General features: G+C 48.6%; 18 protein-coding genes and 2 riboswitches. Of the genes, 7 read left to right on the forward strand and 11 right to left on the reverse strand.

Features of this window, described 5'->3' with window-relative positions; translation table 11 throughout:
• The first annotated feature begins 340 nt into the window (after positions 1–340).
• Complete coding sequence (locus KNP95_RS12990) at positions 341–1,174, forward strand: VanW family protein (protein WP_214837611.1); 834 nt, start codon at positions 341–343, stop codon at positions 1,172–1,174.
• A 20-nt stretch (positions 1,175–1,194) separates the two neighbouring features.
• Here KNP95_RS12990 and KNP95_RS12995 read toward each other — a convergent pair whose 3' ends face one another.
• The 6 genes from KNP95_RS12995 to KNP95_RS13020 form a co-directional block, all read right to left on the reverse strand.
• Positions 1,195–2,556, reverse strand: a complete 1,362-nt coding sequence (locus KNP95_RS12995) for an NCS2 family permease (RefSeq protein WP_021065161.1) — start codon at positions 2,554–2,556, stop codon at positions 1,195–1,197.
• An 88-nt stretch (positions 2,557–2,644) separates the two neighbouring features.
• Positions 2,645–2,746, reverse strand: a riboswitch (purine riboswitch).
• Between the two features lie 137 nt (positions 2,747–2,883).
• A complete protein-coding gene (guaA, locus tag KNP95_RS13000; protein ID WP_029596121.1) occupies positions 2,884–4,407 on the reverse strand; it encodes a glutamine-hydrolyzing GMP synthase in 1,524 nt (507 codons plus the stop codon).
• A gap of 111 nt (positions 4,408–4,518) precedes the next feature.
• Positions 4,519–4,619: riboswitch (purine riboswitch) on the reverse strand.
• Positions 4,620–4,658: 39 nt separating this feature from the next.
• On the reverse strand, positions 4,659–6,755 hold the full coding sequence (locus KNP95_RS13005) for a transglutaminase domain-containing protein (protein ID WP_214837614.1): 2,097 nt from the start codon (positions 6,753–6,755) through the stop codon (positions 4,659–4,661).
• Entirely contained in the window at positions 6,752–7,819 is a 1,068-nt protein-coding gene (locus KNP95_RS13010; protein WP_021065164.1) for a DUF58 domain-containing protein, read from the reverse strand. The genes KNP95_RS13005 and KNP95_RS13010 overlap by 4 nt, the downstream gene beginning before the upstream one ends.
• Positions 7,816–8,769, reverse strand: coding sequence for an AAA family ATPase (locus KNP95_RS13015; protein ID WP_214837617.1), 954 nt, complete (start codon positions 8,767–8,769; stop codon positions 7,816–7,818). The genes KNP95_RS13010 and KNP95_RS13015 overlap by 4 nt, the downstream gene beginning before the upstream one ends.
• A gap of 172 nt (positions 8,770–8,941) precedes the next feature.
• Positions 8,942–9,547, reverse strand: a complete 606-nt coding sequence (locus tag KNP95_RS13020) for a flavin reductase family protein (protein WP_214837620.1) — start codon at positions 9,545–9,547, stop codon at positions 8,942–8,944.
• A gap of 261 nt (positions 9,548–9,808) precedes the next feature.
• On the opposite strand from KNP95_RS13020, the gene KNP95_RS13025 reads away from it, so the two are divergent.
• Positions 9,809–11,647 carry an ATP-binding protein gene (locus tag KNP95_RS13025; RefSeq protein WP_251138560.1) on the forward strand — a complete coding sequence of 613 codons (1,839 nt, stop codon included), beginning with the start codon at positions 9,809–9,811 and terminating at the stop codon, positions 11,645–11,647.
• Between the two features lie 201 nt (positions 11,648–11,848).
• The gene (locus tag KNP95_RS13030; protein WP_214837623.1) at positions 11,849–12,166 is read left to right on the forward strand and encodes a hypothetical protein; all 318 of its coding nucleotides are present in this window, start codon (positions 11,849–11,851) and stop codon (positions 12,164–12,166) included.
• A gap of 62 nt (positions 12,167–12,228) precedes the next feature.
• Here KNP95_RS13030 and KNP95_RS13035 read toward each other — a convergent pair whose 3' ends face one another.
• Complete coding sequence (locus KNP95_RS13035) at positions 12,229–13,512, reverse strand: helix-turn-helix domain-containing protein (protein WP_214837625.1); 1,284 nt, start codon at positions 13,510–13,512, stop codon at positions 12,229–12,231.
• A 281-nt stretch (positions 13,513–13,793) separates the two neighbouring features.
• Between KNP95_RS13035 and KNP95_RS13040 the strand changes: the two genes are divergently transcribed.
• From KNP95_RS13040 to KNP95_RS13050, 3 genes are all read left to right on the forward strand, one after another.
• Positions 13,794–14,474: a hypothetical protein gene (locus tag KNP95_RS13040; protein WP_214837628.1), complete on the forward strand. Its 681-nt coding sequence runs from the start codon at positions 13,794–13,796 to the stop codon at positions 14,472–14,474.
• A gap of 133 nt (positions 14,475–14,607) precedes the next feature.
• A complete protein-coding gene (locus KNP95_RS13045) occupies positions 14,608–15,075 on the forward strand; it encodes a hypothetical protein (RefSeq protein WP_214837631.1) in 468 nt (155 codons plus the stop codon).
• 198 nt (positions 15,076–15,273) lie between these two features.
• Entirely contained in the window at positions 15,274–16,602 is a 1,329-nt protein-coding gene (locus tag KNP95_RS13050) for an N-acetylmuramoyl-L-alanine amidase family protein (protein WP_214837634.1), read from the forward strand.
• A gap of 23 nt (positions 16,603–16,625) precedes the next feature.
• Here KNP95_RS13050 and KNP95_RS13055 read toward each other — a convergent pair whose 3' ends face one another.
• The gene (locus KNP95_RS13055; protein ID WP_214837637.1) at positions 16,626–17,150 is read right to left on the reverse strand and encodes a GNAT family N-acetyltransferase; all 525 of its coding nucleotides are present in this window, start codon (positions 17,148–17,150) and stop codon (positions 16,626–16,628) included.
• 35 nt (positions 17,151–17,185) lie between these two features.
• Positions 17,186–18,028, reverse strand: a complete 843-nt coding sequence (locus KNP95_RS13060; protein ID WP_214803435.1) for a CPBP family intramembrane glutamic endopeptidase — start codon at positions 18,026–18,028, stop codon at positions 17,186–17,188.
• 161 nt (positions 18,029–18,189) lie between these two features.
• On the opposite strand from KNP95_RS13060, the gene KNP95_RS13065 reads away from it, so the two are divergent.
• Complete coding sequence (locus KNP95_RS13065) at positions 18,190–20,547, forward strand: bifunctional diguanylate cyclase/phosphodiesterase (protein WP_251138561.1); 2,358 nt, start codon at positions 18,190–18,192, stop codon at positions 20,545–20,547.
• Between the two features lie 76 nt (positions 20,548–20,623).
• On the opposite strand, the gene KNP95_RS13070 is transcribed toward KNP95_RS13065, so the two are convergent.
• Together KNP95_RS13070 and KNP95_RS13075 are read right to left on the reverse strand one after the other, a co-directional pair.
• Positions 20,624–21,769 (reverse strand): mannitol-1-phosphate 5-dehydrogenase, encoded by a 1,146-nt coding sequence (locus KNP95_RS13070; protein ID WP_214837640.1) that lies wholly within the window; start codon positions 21,767–21,769, stop codon positions 20,624–20,626.
• Entirely contained in the window at positions 21,769–22,200 is a 432-nt protein-coding gene (locus KNP95_RS13075; protein ID WP_214837644.1) for a PTS mannitol transporter subunit IIA, read from the reverse strand. The genes KNP95_RS13070 and KNP95_RS13075 overlap by 1 nt, the downstream gene beginning before the upstream one ends.
• Positions 22,201–22,208: the final 8 nt, after the last annotated feature.

Consider the following 22,208-nt stretch of genomic DNA (forward strand, 5'->3'; position numbering starts at 1 on the left):
TATAGCTCTTTAAAAATGACGAAGCTTGCGCTTCATTCAAAAATTGTAAAACTTTTTTGCCTCATCGTTCAGTTTTCAAAGTTCGTCTGTCGCTCTTGGCGACTAAATGATAATAACATTTATCATTATTGTGTGTCAACCAGTTTGTTTACTAAGTTGTAAGCAGCGCTGGCAACAGAGATAACTATAGCATCCCTTTCTATCACATGGCAAGCATTATTCTAAAAAAACTTTAAAAGATTTTTCTCGTCCCCTTACTCGCATCTATTGTATTGGAGAAGGGAATTTTTCCCTGTCGACGAATACTCATCAATACCAACTTATAAGAAGGTGACACTTGATGCTCCAACTGCAGCCAAAGAAACGATCGAACCTGCGCATCTGGGCAGGAACACAGTATTACATATTAAAACGCCGAACACAATGGATGACGGATAATAAGCGGTACACTTCTAAACGAGATACTGCACCACTGCCCCACCTCATCTATGAGCACCGCACCCCACTCTACCGAAAATTACGAGATATCGATCTCAAAATGCAACAGAATAAAGTCATTAATCTTAATATCGCCATTAAACAGTTAAATGGCATCATCGTTTCTCCAAATGAAGTGCTCTCATATTGGAAAGCCATCGGGCGACCTACAAAACGAAAGGGCTATGTGGACGGAATGATTTTGCATTACGGAAAGGTCACGACTGGAACCGGGGGCGGATTGTGCCAATTATCCAACTTGATTTATTGGATCACGCTCCATAGCCCACTCACAGTGACCGAGCGTTACCGCCACAGTTATGATGTCTTCCCTGATTCACGAAGGGACCAACCTTTTGGGAGTGGCGCCACATGTTCCTACAACTATTTAGACCTTCAAATCACCAATCGGACGGCACAGACGTTTCAACTCCTTCTATATATAGAGGGGGATTATCTCGTAGGGCAATGGCGGTCCAATATCCCACCAACCGTTCAATATGAGATATATGAAGAAAACCACCACTTCACGAATGAATGGTGGGGTGGAACAGTTCGGCATAACCAAATATTTAGAAGCGTCTTCTCCCAAGATGGCACATTCATCCGAAATGAGTTCATCACAGAAAACCATGCTTTAACCATGTACGACCCCTTCTTACCTGAAAACACTACATACAAAAAAGCCGACTCATAAACCGAGTCGGCTTCATTTCATTACGCGTGCGGCAAGAATATAAAGTAAGCCAAGAAGATTACTAACATGCCGTACATGATTGGATGAATCTCTTTCGTCTTCCCTTTCGCGATCATCATGAGCGGATACAAGATGAATCCGAGCCCAATCCCCGTCGCAATCGACGAAGTGAGGGGCATCATCAGAATCGTCATGAATGAAGGAATCGCGATTTCTAGCTTTCTCCAGTCGATATCGAGTAAAGCCGAAGCCATGAGTACTCCTACGATAATCAATGCAGGGGCTGTGACCGCCGATGTGACGACTGCCAAGAGTGGCGAGAAGAAGAGCGCCAATCCGAAGAACAAACCTGCGAATACAGCCGTCAAGCCCGAACGACCACCGGCCGCTACACCAGCCGACGATTCTACATATGACGTCGCAGTCGATGTCCCAAAGATTGCACCTGCCACTGTTGCTGTTGAGTCAGCCATGAGCGCTTTACTCGCACGTGGCACTTTGTTGTCTTTCATGATTCCTGCTTGACGAGCTACCGCTACGAGCGTACCCGCTGTATCAAAGAAATCAATGAAGAAGAACGTCAAGATGACGACTAGCATTTGGACCGTGAAGACTTCTGAGAAATTGATGAACGCTTGTCCGAACGTCGATGACATGCTCGGTGGTGCCGAGATGATGTCTGAAATGGCAGTCGGTGTCGGTACAAGATTGAAGATCATCCCGACAATTGCCGTGAGAAGCATCCCGATGAAGATACCACCTTTTACATTTCGAACCATTAACAATGCTGTCACTACAAGACCGAACACTGAAAGGAGTGTCGTCCCTGTTCCGAGTGAACCGAGACCGACGAGCGTCGCTTCGTTGGCGACGACGATACCTGCATTTTTCAAACCGATAAAGGCGATAAAGAAACCAATCCCTGCCGCGACCGCCATTTTGAGTGGTCCCGGAATTGCGTTGACGACTGTCTCACGAATACCTGACAGTGTTAAAACGATAAAGAACAAACCAGAAACGAGAACCCCTGATAGTGCCGTTTGCCATGGAATACCCATGCCGAGAACTACACTGTACGCGAAGAAGGCGTTAAGCCCCATACCCGGAGCGATCGCAATCGGATAGTTGGCGAACAAGCCCATCATGACAGAACCGACGAGGGCGACAAGACCGGTTGCCACGAAAACAGCGCCCATGTCCATTCCTGCTGCACCTAACACGTTCGGGTTAACGAACAAGATGTAAGCCATTGCCAGGAACGTAGTGAATCCTGCGATCAATTCCGTTTTGATGTTCGTTCCAAGTTCATTCAACTGGAAGTAACGTTCAATCCGGTTTCCTGATGGTTGGTGATTTGGTTCTTGCTTGAGCTGTGTGCTCATTGGTTTTCCTCCTTGGCTCGCCGTAAAACGAGAAAAGGTCCCCGATTGATAACCGGAGACCCCACGCGAAACATACAGGGACATAAGTCCCTGATCTATGTCTCGCCGTAGTGAAATCATTTAAGGTGATTTCGTAGAGACTCTCGGGCCATATTCCCGATATTATACGGCAAAATAATTTTTAATTGTTCGGATATGATAAGAACGTTTTTATCTTAACAACGGCAAAATCGAATGTCAACACAAATGACGGATTTTAATCAAATATTTCGATCTATTGTTCGGATTTAACAAATAAAAACAGAGGGGATTTCTCCCCTCTGGTGGTTATTCCCACTCGATTGTTGCTGGTGGCTTCGATGTGATGTCGTACAGGACACGGTTGACGTGACTGACTTCATTGACGATACGAACCGAGATTTTCTCGAGTACATCCCATGGAATGCGGGCCCAATCTGAAGTCATTCCATCAATCGAGGTGACGGCACGTACGCCGACCGCATAGTCATACGTCCGCTCGTCGCCCATGACACCAACTGAACGAATTGGTGTAAGGACCGTGAAATATTGCCAAATATCACGTTCGAGACCGGCTTTCTTCACTTCTTCGCGCAGAATCGCATCTGACTCACGCACGATTTCAAGTTTCTCTTCTGTGATTTCACCGAGAACACGAATGCCAAGACCTGGTCCCGGGAACGGTTGGCGCCAAACGATATAGTCCGGTAACCCGAGTTCAGTCCCGAGTTCACGCACTTCATCTTTAAAGAGCGTGTTAAGTGGCTCAATCAACGTGAAGTTCATGTCTTCTGGTAGTCCACCGACGTTATGGTGCGACTTGATTGTTTGAGCCGTGTCCGTTCCACTCTCGATGATATCCGTATAAAGCGTACCTTGGGCAAGGAAGTCCATGTCCACAAGTTTAGACGCTTCTTCGTCAAACACGTAGATGAACTCATTGCCGATGATTTTTCGTTTTTGTTCTGGATCTGAAACGCCGGCAAGTTTCGCCATGAAACGCTCCTGCGCGTCAATCTTGATGACTTTCATATTGAAACCGTCCGCGAACGTCTTCATGACGCTGTCCGCTTCATTTTTACGAAGCAAACCATGGTCGACGAACATACATGTCAATTGGTCGCCGATGGCACGATGAACGAGCGCTGCGACAACCGATGAGTCGACGCCGCCTGACAACGCGCAAAGAACTTGCTTGTCGCCGACAATCTCGCGAATCTTCTCGACTTCGATGTCGATGAAGTTCTCCATTGACCACTCACCTTTGGCACCACACACTTCATAGATGAAGTTTTTCAAGATGTCGTTGCCGTACTCAGAGTGACGGACTTCCGGGTGATACTGTACGCCGTACATTTTGAGTTCATCACTCTTGATTGAAGCGACCGGACATGATGGGTTCGTCCCATCGACGATAAATCCTGGCGGTGCTTCCATGACGAGGTCGCCATGGCTCATCCAAACCGTATGTTCCACTGGGAGACCTTTGTAGAGCGCCGACGCTTCCGGTGTCGAGAAGAGCGTCGCTTTTCCGTATTCGCGATGTGCCGCTCGTTCGACACGTCCACCGAAGTGATGCGTCATAAGTTGCATGCCGTAGCAGATTCCGAAAATCGGAATGCCAAGTTCGAAAATTTCCGGGTCACAGCGATATGCGCCTTCCGCGTACACACTGTTCGGTCCACCCGAGAAAATAATCCCGGCCGGAGCCAATTCACGAATCTCAGCAGCGGTCATCTTGTGGGAATGAAGCTCACTATATACGCCAAGGTCACGCACACGACGTGTGATCAACTGGTTGTACTGGCCTCCAAAGTCGAGCACCAAAATCATCTCTTGTTCTATTTTCACAAAACCTCCACCTTTCTGCCTTCTTCTCAAAAAAAGAGCGAGCTTCTCCCACGGATTCACTTAACCGAAGAAGAAGCACGCCCTTTTCTGTGTATACGAAACGTGCTCCTTCATAGTCGGTCCATTTACGGTGGTCCGGTAGAGACTCTCGCGCCAATTCGCGAGTATATACGAAGGAATGCTGTTCAATTATCTAACTAATGCGTCTATCTTACTGTATGCATCCGCCTACTTCAACTCATAATTCGACGAATCATGATTTTCCAATATTCTTTATATTTTGAATTCGGCGTTTTTTCGGCATAGATACTTTGTTCAAACAAACGGGTCAATCTCGTCATTTCCGTCGATTCATAATAAGCATCGACCTCTGCGGCGAGTTCGGACGGCGTGCGCCCGTCGACTTTGAAACCTGCTCCGCGGAGTCGTTTCACTAGATATCGATGCATGGCGACAAGTCGATTTTCATTCAATGGACGCCGTGTCCACCAAAGCATCATGACGAGGCGTTCAATCGATTTTCGGTTCCATACGAGAACGGCGACCGTAAAGACAATGACAATCCAACCCCATACCGGCATATTCCAGTTCTCCGTTGCCGCCTCTCCCGACGTCACATCATCGAGTGCCAAATCTTCTTGCGGACGATTCGTGGGCTCGTCGTCTTGCGACGCTTGTGGATCATTGGCCGCTGGATCGTCTGCATTCGCTTCGTCCTCCGTCTCGACTTGAAGCAAGTTGGCGTCCGAGAAACTGATGGTCGCCTCGAGCGGGACCCAGCCTGCGCCTTCCACGAAATATTCTACCCATGAGTGAGCGTGACGGTTCCGGACCGTGTATTCTTCTTCCCCTTGGATAATCCCGCGCGCATCACCCATCGTGAAACCTTTGACCCAACGCGTCGGCACTCCGCTCGCCCGGAGAAGGACGGCAGCCGAGGTCGAGAAGTTGTCACAGTACCCGATTAACGTATCGAACAAAAATTGATCGACGTAATCCGTATCACCTTCCGGGACGGCTACATCTTCCGTATTGTATTGGAAATCTCCAGATTGGAAGTAGGCTTTGACTGCTTGGGCTTGGTCGTAAGGTGTCTCACTGTCGCCCGTGATATCGGCCGACAAGTCGCGGACCCGATCCGGAAGTGAATCCGGCAATTGTAAGTACGCCTGCCGCTCTTCTTCCGTCAACGTCGTCACCGGCTCATTCAACGCCAGTTGCTCTTCTGTGAAGGAAGGGACACTGTAGCGAAGTTGAATCGTCTGAGGCGTCGTTTGCCCGTCATTGTCGAACACGATTTTCCCGGACGGTCGGATGTGAATCGTCTCGTTCGGAAACGGTTCTTCGATATTCCCGACTCGGAATTCGGTGCCATTGTCCGTCTCCGTCGCCTGTGGGTATTCTCCACCATACGGGACGAACGTTTGGCGCCGGTCAAATCGGAGCAACGCCTGTTCCGGTGTCGTATCGACAGCTTGGTCGACGAGTTGTCCGCGGTTATATTCGGAATCGAGGACCGGGGACTCGACCCAGCCTTTCCCCGTATAAATCTCTTTTGACTCGATGCGCCAATAGCGCGCCGGCACACCACGGGCGATGAAGACGATGCCGTCATCTTGCTCAAACGGTCCGCCGAGTTGTTCATCGTTCACCCCATAGCCGACTCGACCGCTGCCTGAGCCTTCATCGTTCCCAGCATTTTGGAAACTCGTCGTCAACCGATCGGACCAATCCCCTTCAATTGTCGGCGACACGCTCGCGAGCGCCAACACGACCGAAGCGAGGAGCGCGATACTGACATAGCGGACGAGCGATTTGCTCGGTCGTTTCGCCAGGTCGGTGACGAAGAGCAATAAGAGCGATGCTAAAATTGCGAGTAAAATCTTCCCTTCCCCGTCATAAAGCGTCCACGTGTCAAAGTAAGCCATCAGTCCGAGCGTCGAAACGATCATCCCGAGAACGAAGCCATAGCTCGGATACGTGCGTCCGACCAGGATGGCGAACAGTACCCCGATGAGTGCCATCGCCGAGAAGAAAATCGCCTCTTCCGGCAAAGCCCCGCTCAGTACCCCGCTCAAATCCTCTAACCATAGACCGAACCAATCCAGGATACTCCCGTGGTACACGTACAAGACGATAAAGAAATTGAAGACGACCACACCAATGAAACCATACCAAGGCAACAAGCTCGCAAACATCGGAACGAGAAGCAGGAACAAGAACGGCCAATTGACATCAAATGTCGTACTGCCCACAATCGGCTCGACCCAAAATGACAACAAGTAGGCGGCAAGCGCCGTATAGACGATTCGTTTCAACCATGCCGTCATGTCGTCACCTCGTTCGCCGTGTACAAGTGATAGCTGCCTTGTGTCTCATTCATGATCTCACGCACCCATTTCGTCTCGAGTGGGCTAATCAAAATCAAGTTCCCCACTTCTTGCGGCAGGTTGCGCTTCACTCGTTCGACAAGGCGCCCTTCCGGCTCCGGTGTCGCTGTCAGCAAGTAATGGCCGACCTCTGCGCTTTGGTCCGGCAAATGGAACAGACGGACCTGCTCTTCGATGACATACAGTTCGAACGGCAGATTTTTCCGCTCGAGTTGTCGGATTGCACCAACGAGAAGCGACAATGAACGTTCGAACGCTTCTTCATGCCCAGCCGTTGTCGATGGGACAAAGACAAGCGACAGTTTCTTCTCCTGCTCTTGGTCGAACGTTTTCGTCATTAAGTTTCCGCGTCGAGCCGAGGCTTTCCAATCGATTCGACCGATGCGGTCCCCGGCCGCATACTCACGGACACCACTCGTCGTATTGGCAACCTCGGTATATGTGCGCGTGCGGCGATACTGTTCGCCTCGCCCACCGACTTGCTCGTCACGCGGTAAGTCGAACGGAAGTTCAGCAGGTGAGACTTCAACGACCGTCTCGAGTCGCAACGTCCGTTTGCGGTCGAACAGTCCGAACACGTCTCGCACGTGAAGGACGGTCCGATCGAACACGTGGATGCCGCGTCGAATCTGTTCGATTTCGTAATGGACCGTCTCTGTCCGTCGAAAGAAACGATCGACCGTGGTAATGATGACATCAGTGGATGTCGCGAGTCGCGGCGGCGGTGTCTCTTCTAACGTGACGACCCCGACAAGAAACGGGTATTTCCGCTCCACTTGCAGTTCCACGTCCATCGTTTGGCCCGAGACGAGTCGTTTCGTCGTCACACGGCGCGACACGTTCGCGGCTGTGACCGGATAAATCATGAAAATCGTCCAATAGGCGGCCAGGACGAAAAATGACCACCAGAGCGTCGACGCGACGATACTCCCTTCAATCCGGGCGAATGCGTAAAGTCCGAATGCCGCCGCCCACACAAGGAACAGCTTCATCCAATTTTTCATACTTCTTTGACCTCACGATCCATCGGGACCGGAAGTGTGTCGAGCCAACCTTTGACGAGCTGTTCGGCCGTCTTCCCTTTATAGCGTGCTTCTGCCGTCAGTAAGATGCGATGACCGAGCACACTACCGGCGAGCGCCTTCACGTCATCCGGTAGCACGAAGTCACGGTTGTGGATATACGCCCACGCCTGTGCCGCCTTCATCAAAGCGAGTGTCGCCCGTGGACTGCCCCCGAGATACGTGTTCGGGTCGTTGCGCGACTCGTGAATCAAGCGGACGATATACTGTTTGACGGCACTCGAAACGTGTACATCGCGCACTTCGCGTTGCATCTGTTCGACTTCATGTTTCGTAATGACACTCTGTAACGCCTCAAGCGGTTCTGCTTTCTCAAACCGCGTCAGCAGTGCAATCTCTTCATTGAAAGATGGATAGCCTATCTCGATTTTAAGGAGGAATCGATCCAATTGAGCTTCCGGGAGCGGATACGTCCCTTCATGTTCAATCGGGTTTTGCGTCGCCATGACGAAGAACGGGGACGGTAAAATTTTGACTTCACCGTCGACCGTCACGCTGCGCTCCGCCATCGCCTCGAGCAAGGCCGATTGTGTTTTAGGAGAGGTCCGGTTGATTTCATCGGCCAAAACGATATTACCCATCAATGGACCCGGCCGATATTCGAACTCTTTCGTTTTTTGGTTATACATTGAGATTCCGGTCAAATCAGAAGGCAACATGTCCGGTGTAAATTGGACACGTTTGAAATCCAAATCGATGGCTCGACTGAACGTCCGGACGAGCATCGTTTTCCCGACGCCCGGGACATCTTCTAATAACACGTGCCCTCCGGCAAGTAAAGCAGTCAAACTCTTTGCGATGACATCTTCTTTTCCGACGATCACCGTCTCAATGGCATTGATGATCGATTGAATGGCTGGACGATATGACATAGCCGACTCCCCTTTTTTCTCTGATCGCTGACGCGTTAGAAATTAGAATGTTCTGACTTTATTGTGACACATTCGAGCGCTCGTGTGAAAGAAAACCATCATGCCAATGGGCTCTCCATTCTTTACCCGAAAAAAGGCGCCTTGTCTCCGATTCGAGCAGGCACCATGGCATTTATTTCGGTCGTTCGATTTCGAACGTTTCGCCGAGCGTGGCATAGAAGTTTCCGGCGAGTCGACTGACCGGTGCCAATCGTTCGGCGTCGATACGTCCGGCTTCATAAAGCGCCGGGTCAATATGGAACCTCACGACTCGCGCAATCAATAAGTCAGCCGTCACTTTCCCGTCATGCTCAATCGGAACGTGATGGTGCAGTTTACATTCCATTCGGATTTTGGCTTCTTTCACGCCTGGCGTCTCGATGATATCACTTGGTGCGGTCATGAACGTCGTCCGATCAAGCTCACTCTCCGCTGGCCCTAAATTGGCCGCGGTCTCGTTGACGAGAGCCACGTTCGTCTCATCGACGATATGGATGACGAGTTCTTCTGTCGCGACCGCATTGCGGGCTGTGTCTTTCATGACACCGTTCTTACGTTGAACCGATACCGATAGTAGCGGCGGCTCGGACGCCACGATGTTAAAGTAACTAAACGGCGCAGCATTGATTGTGTCGCCGTTTCGAGTCGTCACGAAAGCGATCGGCCGCGGAACGATACTCCCGATTAAAAATTTGTACGTGTCTCGCTCGGTTAACGCTGAAGGTTTAATCGATAGCATAAGAGCACCTCTTCCATAGTCATTTCTTCTCTTTCAAGCTATCCTGTTCCCTTCGCATGTGTCAATCGGAAGCACATTCGAATGTGTAAGATGCTGAAATCCGGGGTATATCCGTCTAGATATGATATTTAAACAGAGAATGCTTGATGGCACATTGTTTGAGCAATTCGGTGTTCATCTAATTTTTCTTTTTGTATATTTCCGTTATACGACGATGGAATTGGAGTTGGTTTTTAGTTAAGGAAGGAAGTAGAGCGTATTATGGGCAAGTGGATTGAACAATTGAACAGTCGTCAAATTCTCGGCATCCTTTATGGTGTCTGTATCGCCAGCCTCGTTTTAACAGCAATCGGTGCTTGGTTCGTTCGGGACGATACCGTCTCACCGACCGAACTTCTGACGTTGCGTTGGATCTGGATGACCGGGCTAGTCATGTTTATCACTGCTATTTTATTAATTGGACGTCCTTTGATTACACGAATGGTCAGTCAAAACGAAAACATGCGCGCGAAGCAAGCAGAGATGCAGTCCGTGCTCGAGGCGTCGAAACAAAACGAGACCAAACTGCAGTATCGTAACGAATTGATTGAAGTACTCGCTTCGAAGGAATCGTTACTCGACTATTCGGCTGTCATCGAAAAAATCGTCTGGTTGACCGAGGCCGAGTTCGGGGCCGTATTGCTCGTCAAAGACGATGAAATCACGTCCGTCGTACCGAAAGGGATGACCACTGAACAACAAGAAGATTTGAAAGTACAGTCGCTCTTACTCAAACGCGTTATGATTTCAAGAACGCTAGAGGCGAGTTCAAAAAAAGTGGCCGACCAGCTTCACGGCTACCCGTACTATATCCATGAGACCGTCATCCCGGTAAAAGATCCATCAGACGGAACGATGATCGGTTGCTTATATTTGGCCTGTTACGATGAGCCGTTCGATGCGAGTGAAACATCAGAGTTGAACGCGTTCGCGAACCAGTTGGCCATTTCGCTCTTACGGACGCGGCTTTATCGCCAGATGCAACAAGACCGTAAAGAGACGGCACAATTAATCAACTCGGTCCGTGAAGCGATTCTTTATTTCAACTATGAAGAAGACACGATCGTCGGCAACCGCGCCTTTATCCGCATGTTCGATGAACTTCAATTCGAATACGCCGGTTATGAGGAACTGACAACGTTATCGATTGATATCGAACAGTTTGCCGAACGTGTCGATCAACAAGACCTTTTCATCAGTTATATCGAACGTGTCTTCGACCAAGAGCCGCCGGAAGACGGTTTATCGATTTCATTGGATCAAGGTGATTGCTTCCTTCAAGTCTATGCAGAGAGCATTTACCGAGACGGGAAGATTCACGGCACCATGCTCGTCTTGCGCGACGTGACGGCCGAAACTGAAATTGACCGGATGAAATCGGAGCTTGTTTCGACGGTCTCTCACGAATTGAGAACGCCGCTGTCATCAATCTATGGATTCACAGAGTTGATGCTCGAGCGTGACTTGAAGGCAACCCGCCGCGAATTGTACTTGAAGACGATTCACGATGAGGCGAAACGTCTCTCGTACTTGGTCAACGACTTCCTCGACCTTCAAAAAATGGAGGCCGGAAAACAGACGTTCGAGTGGGAGACGGTCGATTTGCTCGAGCTCGCCCGCGATAGTATCAGCTTTTATCAAGAGACAACCGATTCGCATCATCTCCACCTTGATGCCGATGTCGGACAAGACTTCAAAATCGAGGCCGACTTGGAAGGGATGCGGCAGTTGCTCGGTAACTTGCTCAGTAACGCCATCAAGTATTCTCCAGAAGGCGGCAACGTCCTCGTCTCGTTGGAACGACTCGAAGGCCAAGTCGTCATGAAAGTCCGAGACAACGGGATGGGTATCCCTTCTTCTGCCTTACCGAACTTGTTCGGCAAATTTTACCGGGTCGATAACTCAGACCGTCGTAAAATCGGAGGGACAGGACTCGGTCTCGCCATCTGTAAAGAAATCGCGAAAGCGCACGACGGACATTTACACGTTGAATCGATTTACGGGGAAGGTAGCACATTTATTTGTGAATTGCCGACGTCGAAAGAAGCGATTCATCAATGAACACGACCGGAGTCATTCCGGTCGTGTTTTTTACGCCTTAGCTTCTATTTTTTGCAGGAATGTTTTGGGATAATCTAGAAAAAGAGTAACATCGAGAAACGAAGGCTCATCGATTTACCCTTCCCATTTTTCTCGCAGGCTAATTCTAGAAAAAGAGCTATACTAGTAAGGAAGAGACAGACAAGATTGGAGGTCATGAAGTTGGATCACCGCGACCCACCGTTTTCAGAACTAGGCGACTTTAAACAATGGGGACGTTTTGATATAAACGTGCCACTTCAAGGCGGGCAAGCCGAACTGCAAGCTGCCGTATCGATTGTTAGACATCATATTCCTTTGCGGTTGGGTGGGTTTTATATCATCGCAAGTGAGGATGGAATTTTGCGAAGCGGCTCTCATGATGCCAATTTACAAAAACATATCATTCACCTGCTCCAACAAGTTCAAACGGGCCATGTGGAAGACGAAGCATTGTTGAACGAACCGATTTGGACGATTCATTATTTCACCACCCCATAAACGACAAGAGACGATTCGGGCGTCTCTTTTTTTGTGCAAAAAAAAGAACGCCTGAGGAGGCGTTAATCCCATCGAGACATAATCGCAATGGATTTCTCATAGTACTCAGTAGATAGTTTGTACTTCCCATTTTCACGTAGCTCACGCGCTAACCAAAGGGCGTATTTGTTAGTGTAATGGTAGTCATCGGAAGATTCAAAATACTGTACTGCCTTTTTTAAGCTTTCAATCAATTCTTTACTATTTCCATGTGTATACTTATTACGAAAAACCCCGAAATGATATATAAATTCGGATAGGTTATCATTTTCCCCTTCTTCTTGAATAATTCTTTCCCCTTTTTCTACCCAATCCAATACTTCTTGGGAACTTCCCCTAATAGAATATTCTTCAATTAAAGAAAGAATACTCAATAGTTTACTTTTACTTTCAACTTTATATTCTAGCCCTTTTAAGAAATATTCTAAGGCAAGCTCTCTATTTCCTTGTAGAGAATATATTTCTCCTGTGTTGTTGTAAAGCATCCCGTAATATCCTTTTAAGTCTGTAGCCCCAGCAGCTTTAATTGCTTTTTGATAATTTGCTAATGCCTCATTAAATCGTTTTCTTCGCTTGAAGGCTAATCCAATAATTAAATGGCACTCTATAACTCGCTCTACATAAAAATTATCTTTAAAGTACGATAGCGCCCTATTCACATGTTCAATTGTTTGAAGATAATCCGTATATTTATAATACATTCCACCAATAATATAATTGATGTCGGCTATTTCCCATTCTTCCAAATAAGTTGTATCTAAGTCTTCCCTAACTTGTTGCATTAAATCTAAAGCCGTATCTTTATCATTTAATGAAAAAGATTTTAAAGCTTTGAGAATATTAAACCTTATACGGTCTTCTGAAGTAAATTGATCTTGTAACCATTCTAATTCAGTTAAGTAACCTTGTTTTCCGCCAGGCATAAAATCAAACCTTGCTAACACTAGTAACATCAATATATATAAAGGCTTATGTTTATAAATTCTATGATCCTTTTTATATCGCTCTATTTTTTTCAAATTATCTGCTGTTTCATTTAAATCCCTTGATAAAACAGCTTCTTTCATTAGTCTTGAAATCTCTACTTTAATTTTTTCGATTTCGGCTTCAGTTACTGTCACGTAAAGAGGAATATCTAAGTCTAATTTCCTAAAAAGTAGTTCTAGTACTTCTTCACTAGGGATAGTCTGGTTATTTTCAATTTTGCTTAAATATGAGATAGAACATATCCCACGGGCTAAAACAGACTGTTTCATATTTCGACGCAGACGCTCTACTTTAATCAAATTCCCATAATTATTTTGCATGCAGTAGCATCTCCTGGACTCTTTTTTTAATACTTTAGACCCTGTTTTCGTTGTTTTTTATCACAATTAGGAAAATCGAACTTAAAAACCATCAATTTTCAAAGGTTTTAAGCACCTATTTTCCCAAACGGTACGAAATCACTAGTCCTTTTATCCATGATAGAATTTAACTAATCCCAAAAAGAGAAATCTGTTAGTTTTGACAGACTGTCTCATCTAAAGTTTATTCCATTCATGACAAAAAGCAAGGTATAGGGCATAAACTAAAGGAGGTCATCTAAATGAGCAAACTTAGCAATCTTCTGGCTAGAGATTATGTTAAGCCACGTATTTATTTTACAACAAAAAACTCACCTACTATTGATGCATTATTTACTACCTCAGATCGAAATCAGTTTAGAGGCCTCGAAAACCTCACAACTCTTTTACAAGATTCTAAAGGTGTTATTATTAATGCGTTTCATATCGATTACTATCAAACTTTACCCACTTTAATTGCACGCGTACTAAACGAAACCTATTCTTCAAAGAAAATATGGGTTATCGGACCTGAACTTTCATTAACTATTTTAAAACGAAGTATGAAAAATATTTATCCATTCAAATCATCTGTAGGATATTTGAATGTAGATCAGTGCGAAAACGACTTAATTGAAACCTGCGTAGAAAAATTGAATGACGGTGATTTGTTATATGTTCTACCGGAGGTTTCATTTGGGTGGAAACCTGGAGTCGAGGAAGACTATAATACTAACGAAGAACAACCTTTATGCAGTGCGATTTTAAGTCAAAAGTCTAAATGCTCAGTCTTGCCAATTACAAATTCGGAAATTGATGAGATGATTGAAATTCATGCACCTGTTTTCTCAAGCGATTACAAAGGTTCTATGTTTGAATCAGCCATCCTTCAATCACGCCAAGTTTTAACAGCCTTAAAATTGAATCAATCACATCTTGAATGATTGCCAAATAGTACCTTTACGTCATATATTGTTTATATACGGAAAAATACACAGCATACAACCTAGAAAAGAGGTACTATTTATGAAAAAATTCAAAAATGCCATAATTGTTTCATTAGCTTTGCTTCTTCTTTTGGGAATCTCAAAGCCGCTTATTTCAGAAAACCCGTTCACATCAGAAGAATTAGCGGCCGAAGACTTTCCACGTCTCTGGAGCTTACCAGTCAACCAGGTAGCAGCCGAAGACTTTCCACGTCTCTGGAGCTTACCCGTCAACCAGGTAGCAGCCGAAGACTTTCCACGTCTCTGGAGCTTACCCGTCAACCAGGTAGCAGCCGAAGACTTCCCACGTCTCTGGAGCTTACCCGTCAACCAGGTAGCAGCCGAAGACTTCCCACGTCTCTGGAGCTTACCAGTCAACCAGGTAGCAGCCGAGGACTTCCCACGTCTCTGGAGCTTACCAGTCAACCAGGTAGCAGCCGAGGACTTCCCACGTCTCTGGAGCTTACCAGTCAACCAGATAGCAGCCGAGGACTTCCCACGACTCTGGAGCTTACCGGTCAACCAGGTTGCTTCTACAGATGTTTCACCACTTGCATAATCCTTTATTGAGAGACGCCCTCGTGCGTCTCTTTTTTTATTTCCGAAACTCCGGAAATAAACTTATTGAAAAAAAGTCAAACAATTTACATATTAACCTCCATTTTTTTCTTGTTTCCTTATATAATAACGGAGACATGATGACGATTTCATTTCACAGCTACTTCACCTATCTTATGAATAAAGGAGCGGATCTCGATTGAACCAAACGAAATCATCTTGGAACTTGAAACTGTTGCTTAGCTCTTCCCTCGTCATTGGTGGCATGGCCATCGCCCCATTCGACTTGACGCCGAACGGTTTCGAATCGAGCCGAGTCGAAGCTGCCTCTACATACACGACGACAGCAAACTTGAACCTTCGTTTAAGTGCCGCCACATGGAGTCCTGTCCTTTTGACGATTCCAAACGGGGCGACCGTCAAATATGTTAGCAAGTACGGCTCTTGGTACAAGGTCAGCTACGGTGGCAAGACCGGCTACGTCGCTTCGCAATACGTGAAAGTTTCGACTCCCTCGACGATGACGCCGAGCTCAGCCTCGTACTACAAAACGACGGTCAATTTAAACTTGCGATTGACGGCAGCCTCGTGGAGCTCGGTCTTGACGACGATCCCGAACGGCGTCACCGTCAAGTATGTCAGTCGTTATGGCTCTTGGTATAAAGTCAGTTACAACGGAAAGACGGGCTATGTCGCTTCGCAATACTTAACAGCCACCGGAGCCCCGACTACGACGACTTCTACCACTTCCTACCAAACGACGGTCAACTTGAACATGCGCTTGACGGCAGCCTCGTGGAGCACGGTGTTGCTGACCATCCCAAACGGTGCGACCGTCAAATACGTCAGCAAGTACGGCTCTTGGTATAAGGTCAGTTACGGCGGCAAGACGGGTTATGTTGCTTCGCAGTATTTGAAGCCGGCCACGACGACGACACCAACAACATCAACGGGTTCAGGTCGGACGATCGTGATCGATGCTGGACACGGCGGGAATGACCCAGGGGCTGTGTACGGATCAGTGTACGAAAAAGTCATCGCTTTCGATATCGCCGCACGTCTCGCGAGTACGCTCTCGAATACATATGGCTATAACGCACGGATGACGCGCTCGAACGACGTGTACTTGTCGCTCGCACAACGCGTCGAATTGACAAAATCGTATAAAGGTAGCGCCTTCGTCAGCATTCATAACAACTCGTCGACGAATACGTCTTACCACGGTCACGAAGTCCTCGTCCCGACCGGTGAAAGTTATACGACGAACCCATACATCTCGGCTAGCCGTAGTTTAGGGGCAGCCATCAACCGTGAACTCGGTGTCCGAATCCCAACGATTCGTAACCGTGGTGTGAAATATCAAAACGTTTATGTCGTCGGCAAGAACAGCGTCCCATCGACCCTTGTCGAATATGGTTTCATCAGCAACTCGAACGACCGCTCGCACTTGACGAGCACCACATACCGGCAACGGATGGCAGATGCCACCGCTTCTGGGATTCATCAATTTATGAGCACTTATAAATAAGCAAGAGACCTGATCGCATGCGATCAGGTCTCTTTTTCACTGGCGGGACAACGCCAAATTTTATGATGCGCCCCCGGACCCCAATAGTGCTCAATCGTCACGAGCGGAGGGCCGAGCCGTTTCTCCCAATAGGCTTGTGATGTCGGAAAGCCGGCATCTAAATAAAATGCCGTTTGTTGATTTGCCACGAGTTGCCGTCTCATGTTGTCAATCAAAAAACGACCGACACCTTGGCGTTGGGCACCAGGTGCGACGTACATGCATCCGATTTCAGGAACGTTTGGCTCGATGTCGACGTGTGCGGTAATGATGTCATTCGGAGGCAAAATCGCGGCCGTCCCTACGATGACGTCGTCTTGGAGCACCACGAAAATTTGAACGGTCTCGTCCTCGAAACTGTCTTGAACGGTCGTATTCAACCGTTCGACTTCTTCATCCAACAAGTCGGCATCCTCAAACTGTTCTCGGCGAATCAAATCACTCAGACTCTCCATAAACAGCCGTTGGAGCGGCTTTACATCTTCACGTTCGAGCTGGCGAAAGTTCAATCTGTCCACTTCCCTCTGTTCCTGAATGATACGTGCTAGTCTTTACCCGCGTCCGCTTCTGGCGTAACGTTCGGTTGATGCGACCCTTCCACCGCCTCGAGCTGCTCGAGATGATCGTAACCGAGATGTCCATGCGTTCGCCAGATGAGGACGATTGCAGTCGTGACGAGCAATAACGTCAAATGGAGAAAGCCGATCGGAAACATGCCCGGCTTCATCAGCGGAATGAGTGCGAACGAGACATTGAACATCGTATGGAGCAAGAAAACGGACCATAAATTCATCGTCGTAACATTGTAGAGCCAGGATATGATGAACGTGAACGCGAGAATCGCCATGGCGTATGCCCAAAACGGGATGAGCGATTGCCCGGTCCCCTCCATCAAAAAAAGTGGCGTATGCCAGACGGTCCAAATGCCCCCTACGAACAAACTCGCTTTGATCGGGGTCGTCTTCAATTGACACGCGTTGAGCAAATAACCGCGCCATCCGTACTCTTCTTGCATCGTGCCGCCAAGGAACAGCATGTAGAAGAACGTCGGCACGACGAGCCACGGACGCTCAAACAGCAACGCCCCTTCCGCATCGGACCACCAATAGGCAATCAGGAAAACGGAGGGAAGGAACAACAGGCCGAACGCATAGTATCTGCCTGCCATCCGCCACTCGAATCCCCGCTTCCATAACGTCGTGACACCTTCCCAACCGTTCTCCCGGAACGCCATGTAACTCCCGGCAAGACTTGGACCGAACGCTCCGATGAGCACAATCGCTTGAATCGGTAACTCGGTCCCAATAAATAGTCCCCACCACGCCAACCATGAGAACCCGAACGCGATGAGGAGAAATAAGATGATTTCTTTCTTTGTCGGTATCATTCGTCTCCCCTCCTTCTATCCGTAGTTTACCCGCTTTCCGAACGACTTCCCTATTTCATGCAAAAAATATTTTTATTATATGAAGCAAAATGATAGATGGACTTTTGAATTCCAAGGTATAATTGAAATTACAAAAAAATTACATTCATAGTGAGGTATATATGGAACCAGTCGTTGAACACTCGATGAGTCACAATGGGTTTCTCGTGATTCTGTCTTATCTGATTGCCGCCGTTTCTGCTTACGCCGCCATCGAACTGGCCCGACGTGTCAATTCAGCGAACCGTTCCACCCAAAACGTCTGGATCATCGCTGGTGGCGCGACACTCGGTCTCGGCATTTGGTCGATGCATTTCATCGCCATGCTGGCCCATGAGGTATTGCGACCGATCACGTATTCGGTCCCGCTCGTCCTATTGTCCGTCGTCATCGCCATGGCCGGTTGTATGTTCGGCTTCTTGATTGTCTCGCGTCGCACGACTCGACCAGCCCTAATCGGTGCCGGACTAGTCATGGGAGGCAGTATCGCCAGCATGCATTATGTCGGGATGGCAGCGCTCCAAGGCGTCACGACTTCCTACAATCCATGGTTGGCGACGCTATCGATTTTGATTGCGCTCGGCGCCTCGCTCGGCGCCTTATGGATTGGCTTCTTTTCGAAGTACACACAGAAAAAGATGCATATGGAACTGAAGGTGTTCTTCTCCCTTTTGATGGGTGTCGCCATCTTCGGCATGCATTTCGTCGGCATGCTAGCGGCGACGTTCACGTTCGTTGAGACAGACAGACCTTTCGCCAATGCGATTGAGCCTTCACTGCTCGCATGGCTCGTGACGGCGATTACGATTCTCTTGTTCGCCATCTTCTTCTTATCACTCACGCTCGATCGTCATCTCCGCAAACGAGAATTCATTCAAGCGACGATTCTTGATTCGACGACGGATGCAGTCGTCACGACGACGAAAGACGGGATGATTCAATACGCGAACACAGCCTTCTATCGCTTGTTCGATGAAGTCGAGCAGGATGCCTTCTTCCAAGACTATCATCCGTCGCTCACAATCAATCAACCGTTCTATGAACCGAGACGCGTCGATCTCGACGACCGGACGATTGAAGTGACGAGTTATCCACTCAAAGGGGAAACGATGGACCAAGTACTTTGGTTCTTGCGTGACGTCTCGGAGACGATTGCCTCACAGCGGCTCGTCGAACATATGGCGTATCACGATACGCTCACGGATCTACCCAACCGGCATAAGCTCGAACGGATTTTAGCCGAACATATTCAAATCGAAGACCCGGTCGCTTGTCTCTACATCGACATCGACCGTTGGCGTTTCTTGAGTGACATGCTCGGGCATCACGGCTCGGACGAACTGACGATGCAAATCGCTGAGCGTCTGCAAGTGACCATTCACCCGGATGACATTTTGACGCGCGTCGGTTCATCCGAATTCATCATCTTGCTGTTTGATAAGCGGAGCACGCTCGCCAAACAGAAAGCCGAGAAGTGTATCAAGGCGATCTCGCAACCTTTCGATATCGACGGGACAACCGTCGAACTGACGATGAGCGCCGGCATCAGTCATTATCCGAAAGATACGAAGTCGGCCGAGGAGCTCGTGCAATACGCACGCCTCGCCGTCCACGAGTCGAAACGGACCGGTAAGAATCAAATCAAAGAATTCGAAGACGAGTCGAAGCATCAAATCCTTCGTACCGTCGAAATCGAAAAAGCGCTCGCGCAGGCGCTCGACCGAAATGAGTTTTCACTCGTGTACCAGCCGAAAGTGTCACTCACGCAAAATCGACTCGAAGGCGTTGAGGCGCTCCTGCGTTGGAACAACTGCGAGCTCGGTCACGTGTCACCGACCGACTTCATTCCAATCGCGGAGAACACCGGCCTGATTCACCCGATCGGCAGCTGGGTCATGCGTGAATCTTGCCGAGCCTGGGTCCGTTGGAATAAGTCCGGCGTGAAACCGTTCACGCTTTCGGTCAACGTCTCCCCGCTCCAGTTCGCGCGTGAGGATTTTGTCGAGTCGCTCCAGGCCATCTTGGATGAGACCGGGATGGACCCGATGTTCCTCGAGCTCGAGGTAACGGAGTCGTCGATGCTGTCATATGAAGAATCGACGCGAGAGAAACTCACCCAGCTCCACCAGTTCGGGATTTTAATCTCACTCGACGATTTCGGGACGGGCTACTCGTCGTTCCGTCAATTGCGTGAGCTACCGGTTCAAGTGTTGAAAATCGACCGGTCGTTCATCGTCAACTTGTTCACCGATCGGAACCAGGAAGCCATCGTTCGCTCGATGATTCAACTCGGTCATAACTTGGGTATGAAAGTGCTCATGGAAGGTGTCGAGACGTCGGATCAGCTCGAATGGTTACTGAACGAACAGTGTGATTACGTCCAAGGTTATTACTTCAGTCGTCCACTTCTTGAAAAGGACGTCGTGAAACATGTCAAATCAGTCACGACGTACATCGAGTTTGGAAAGACACGCGCTTGATCAGACTGCAGCCCCTGCGCTGCAGTCTTTTTGTATGCCAAAAATCTCCCATGCCACCAGGCACGGGAGAATCGTTTTACGAGACTTGCGCTTTTTCTTGCTCGCGAATCAAGTGGTATTGTTCGAGGATTAGCTTCGTCAGCGTGTCATCCTCATGCAGTTGGAGATATTTTTCTACCGTCGAGACGATGCCGTCTTCTTCGATGGAAAGATTAAGTTCAGAAGATTCTGAATCCTCAGGGTTGTAATAGGTCAAGGCAGCCGCGATTCCATAGGCCAGTTCATTCGGTTCGATGCCGTTATCGATGAGTTCGCGGGCCGGTTTGACGAGCCGGTCACTCGGTCCGAGCTTACGGATCGGTGAGCGGGCGACGCGTGAGACTTCATCTTTCAACTTCGGATTCTCGAACCGCTTGATGATCTTTTGAATGTATTGGCTATGTTCTTTCGCCTCGAACCCGTACTTCTCAAGGAGGAGCCAACCAGTCTCATACAACGCGCCTTGGACGACTTGACGGACACGGCGATCTTTCAGCGCCTCGTCAATCGTCGCTTTCCCGAACAAGGAACCGATGTACGACGCGATGGCGTGACCCGTGTTGACCGTGAACAGCTTCCGTTCGATGTATGGCCCAATCTCGCCGACCCACGTCACACCTTGAAGCGGGGGCCGCTCGGCCAATCCTTTCGTCTCGATGACCCACTCGTAGAATGTCTCGACCTCGACGAATAGCGGGTCCGCGTGTTGTTGCAACGGGACGATCCGGTCGACGGCCGCATTCGGGAACGAGGCATTGGCCGTCCCGATACCACCTGACGCTTTGATCGCTTGATGAAGTGATGCGCTACCGCCAATCATGTTCTCGCAAGCAATCACATAAACGGGTGCCGACGTCACGCGTTCACGGAGTCCTTCGCTGATGAGTGGCGCGACTTTCGGCAACAGCGTCGGTCCGACCGCGGTCGTGACGAGATCGGCCTCCGCGATGAGGGCGATGACACGCTCCGGATCGGTCAAACTGTTGACGCCGCGGACCCGGTCGACGAGGACGTTGTCGACGCCTTCTTCGGCGAATCCGACTTCATAAAATCGCTTGTCTTCTAACGCTTGGATGACGGTATCGTTAATATCGACGAACGTGACCTCGTAACCACTCTGATTGAGCAACAATCCGATAAATCCACGTCCGATATTCCCTGCCCCAAAATGTACGGCTTTCATTACGCCACCTCTTCCATGAATAGCGACAAAATCTCTTCTTTCGTCTTCGCCTGTACAAGACGCTCGACGTTATCCTCATCTGAACAGATGACCGCGATTTGGGACAGGAGTTCCAAATGTTCGTCATCCACACCGGCAATCCCGATGACGAGTTTCGCCGTCTGGCCACCGAAATCGACGCCGGCCGGCACTTGGAGGATGGAAATCCCCGTCTTTTGAACGGCGGATTTCGCTTCCTCGGTCCCGTGCGGAATCGCGACTTGGTTCCCGATATACACGCTCGAGATCGCTTGACGTTCGTGCATCGCTTTGACGTAAGCCGAAGATACGCATCCGGCTGCTTCTAACACTTCACCGGCTGCGTCAATCGCTTCGGCCGACGTGTTGAACGATTGGTTGAGTCGAATCATCTCTGTCTGAATGAATGGCATTTTAGTTC

Source organism: Exiguobacterium sp. s36 (genome assembly GCF_018618345.1).
In the GTDB taxonomy this organism is placed as follows: Bacteria; Bacillota; Bacilli; order Exiguobacteriales; family Exiguobacteriaceae; genus Exiguobacterium; species Exiguobacterium chiriqhucha.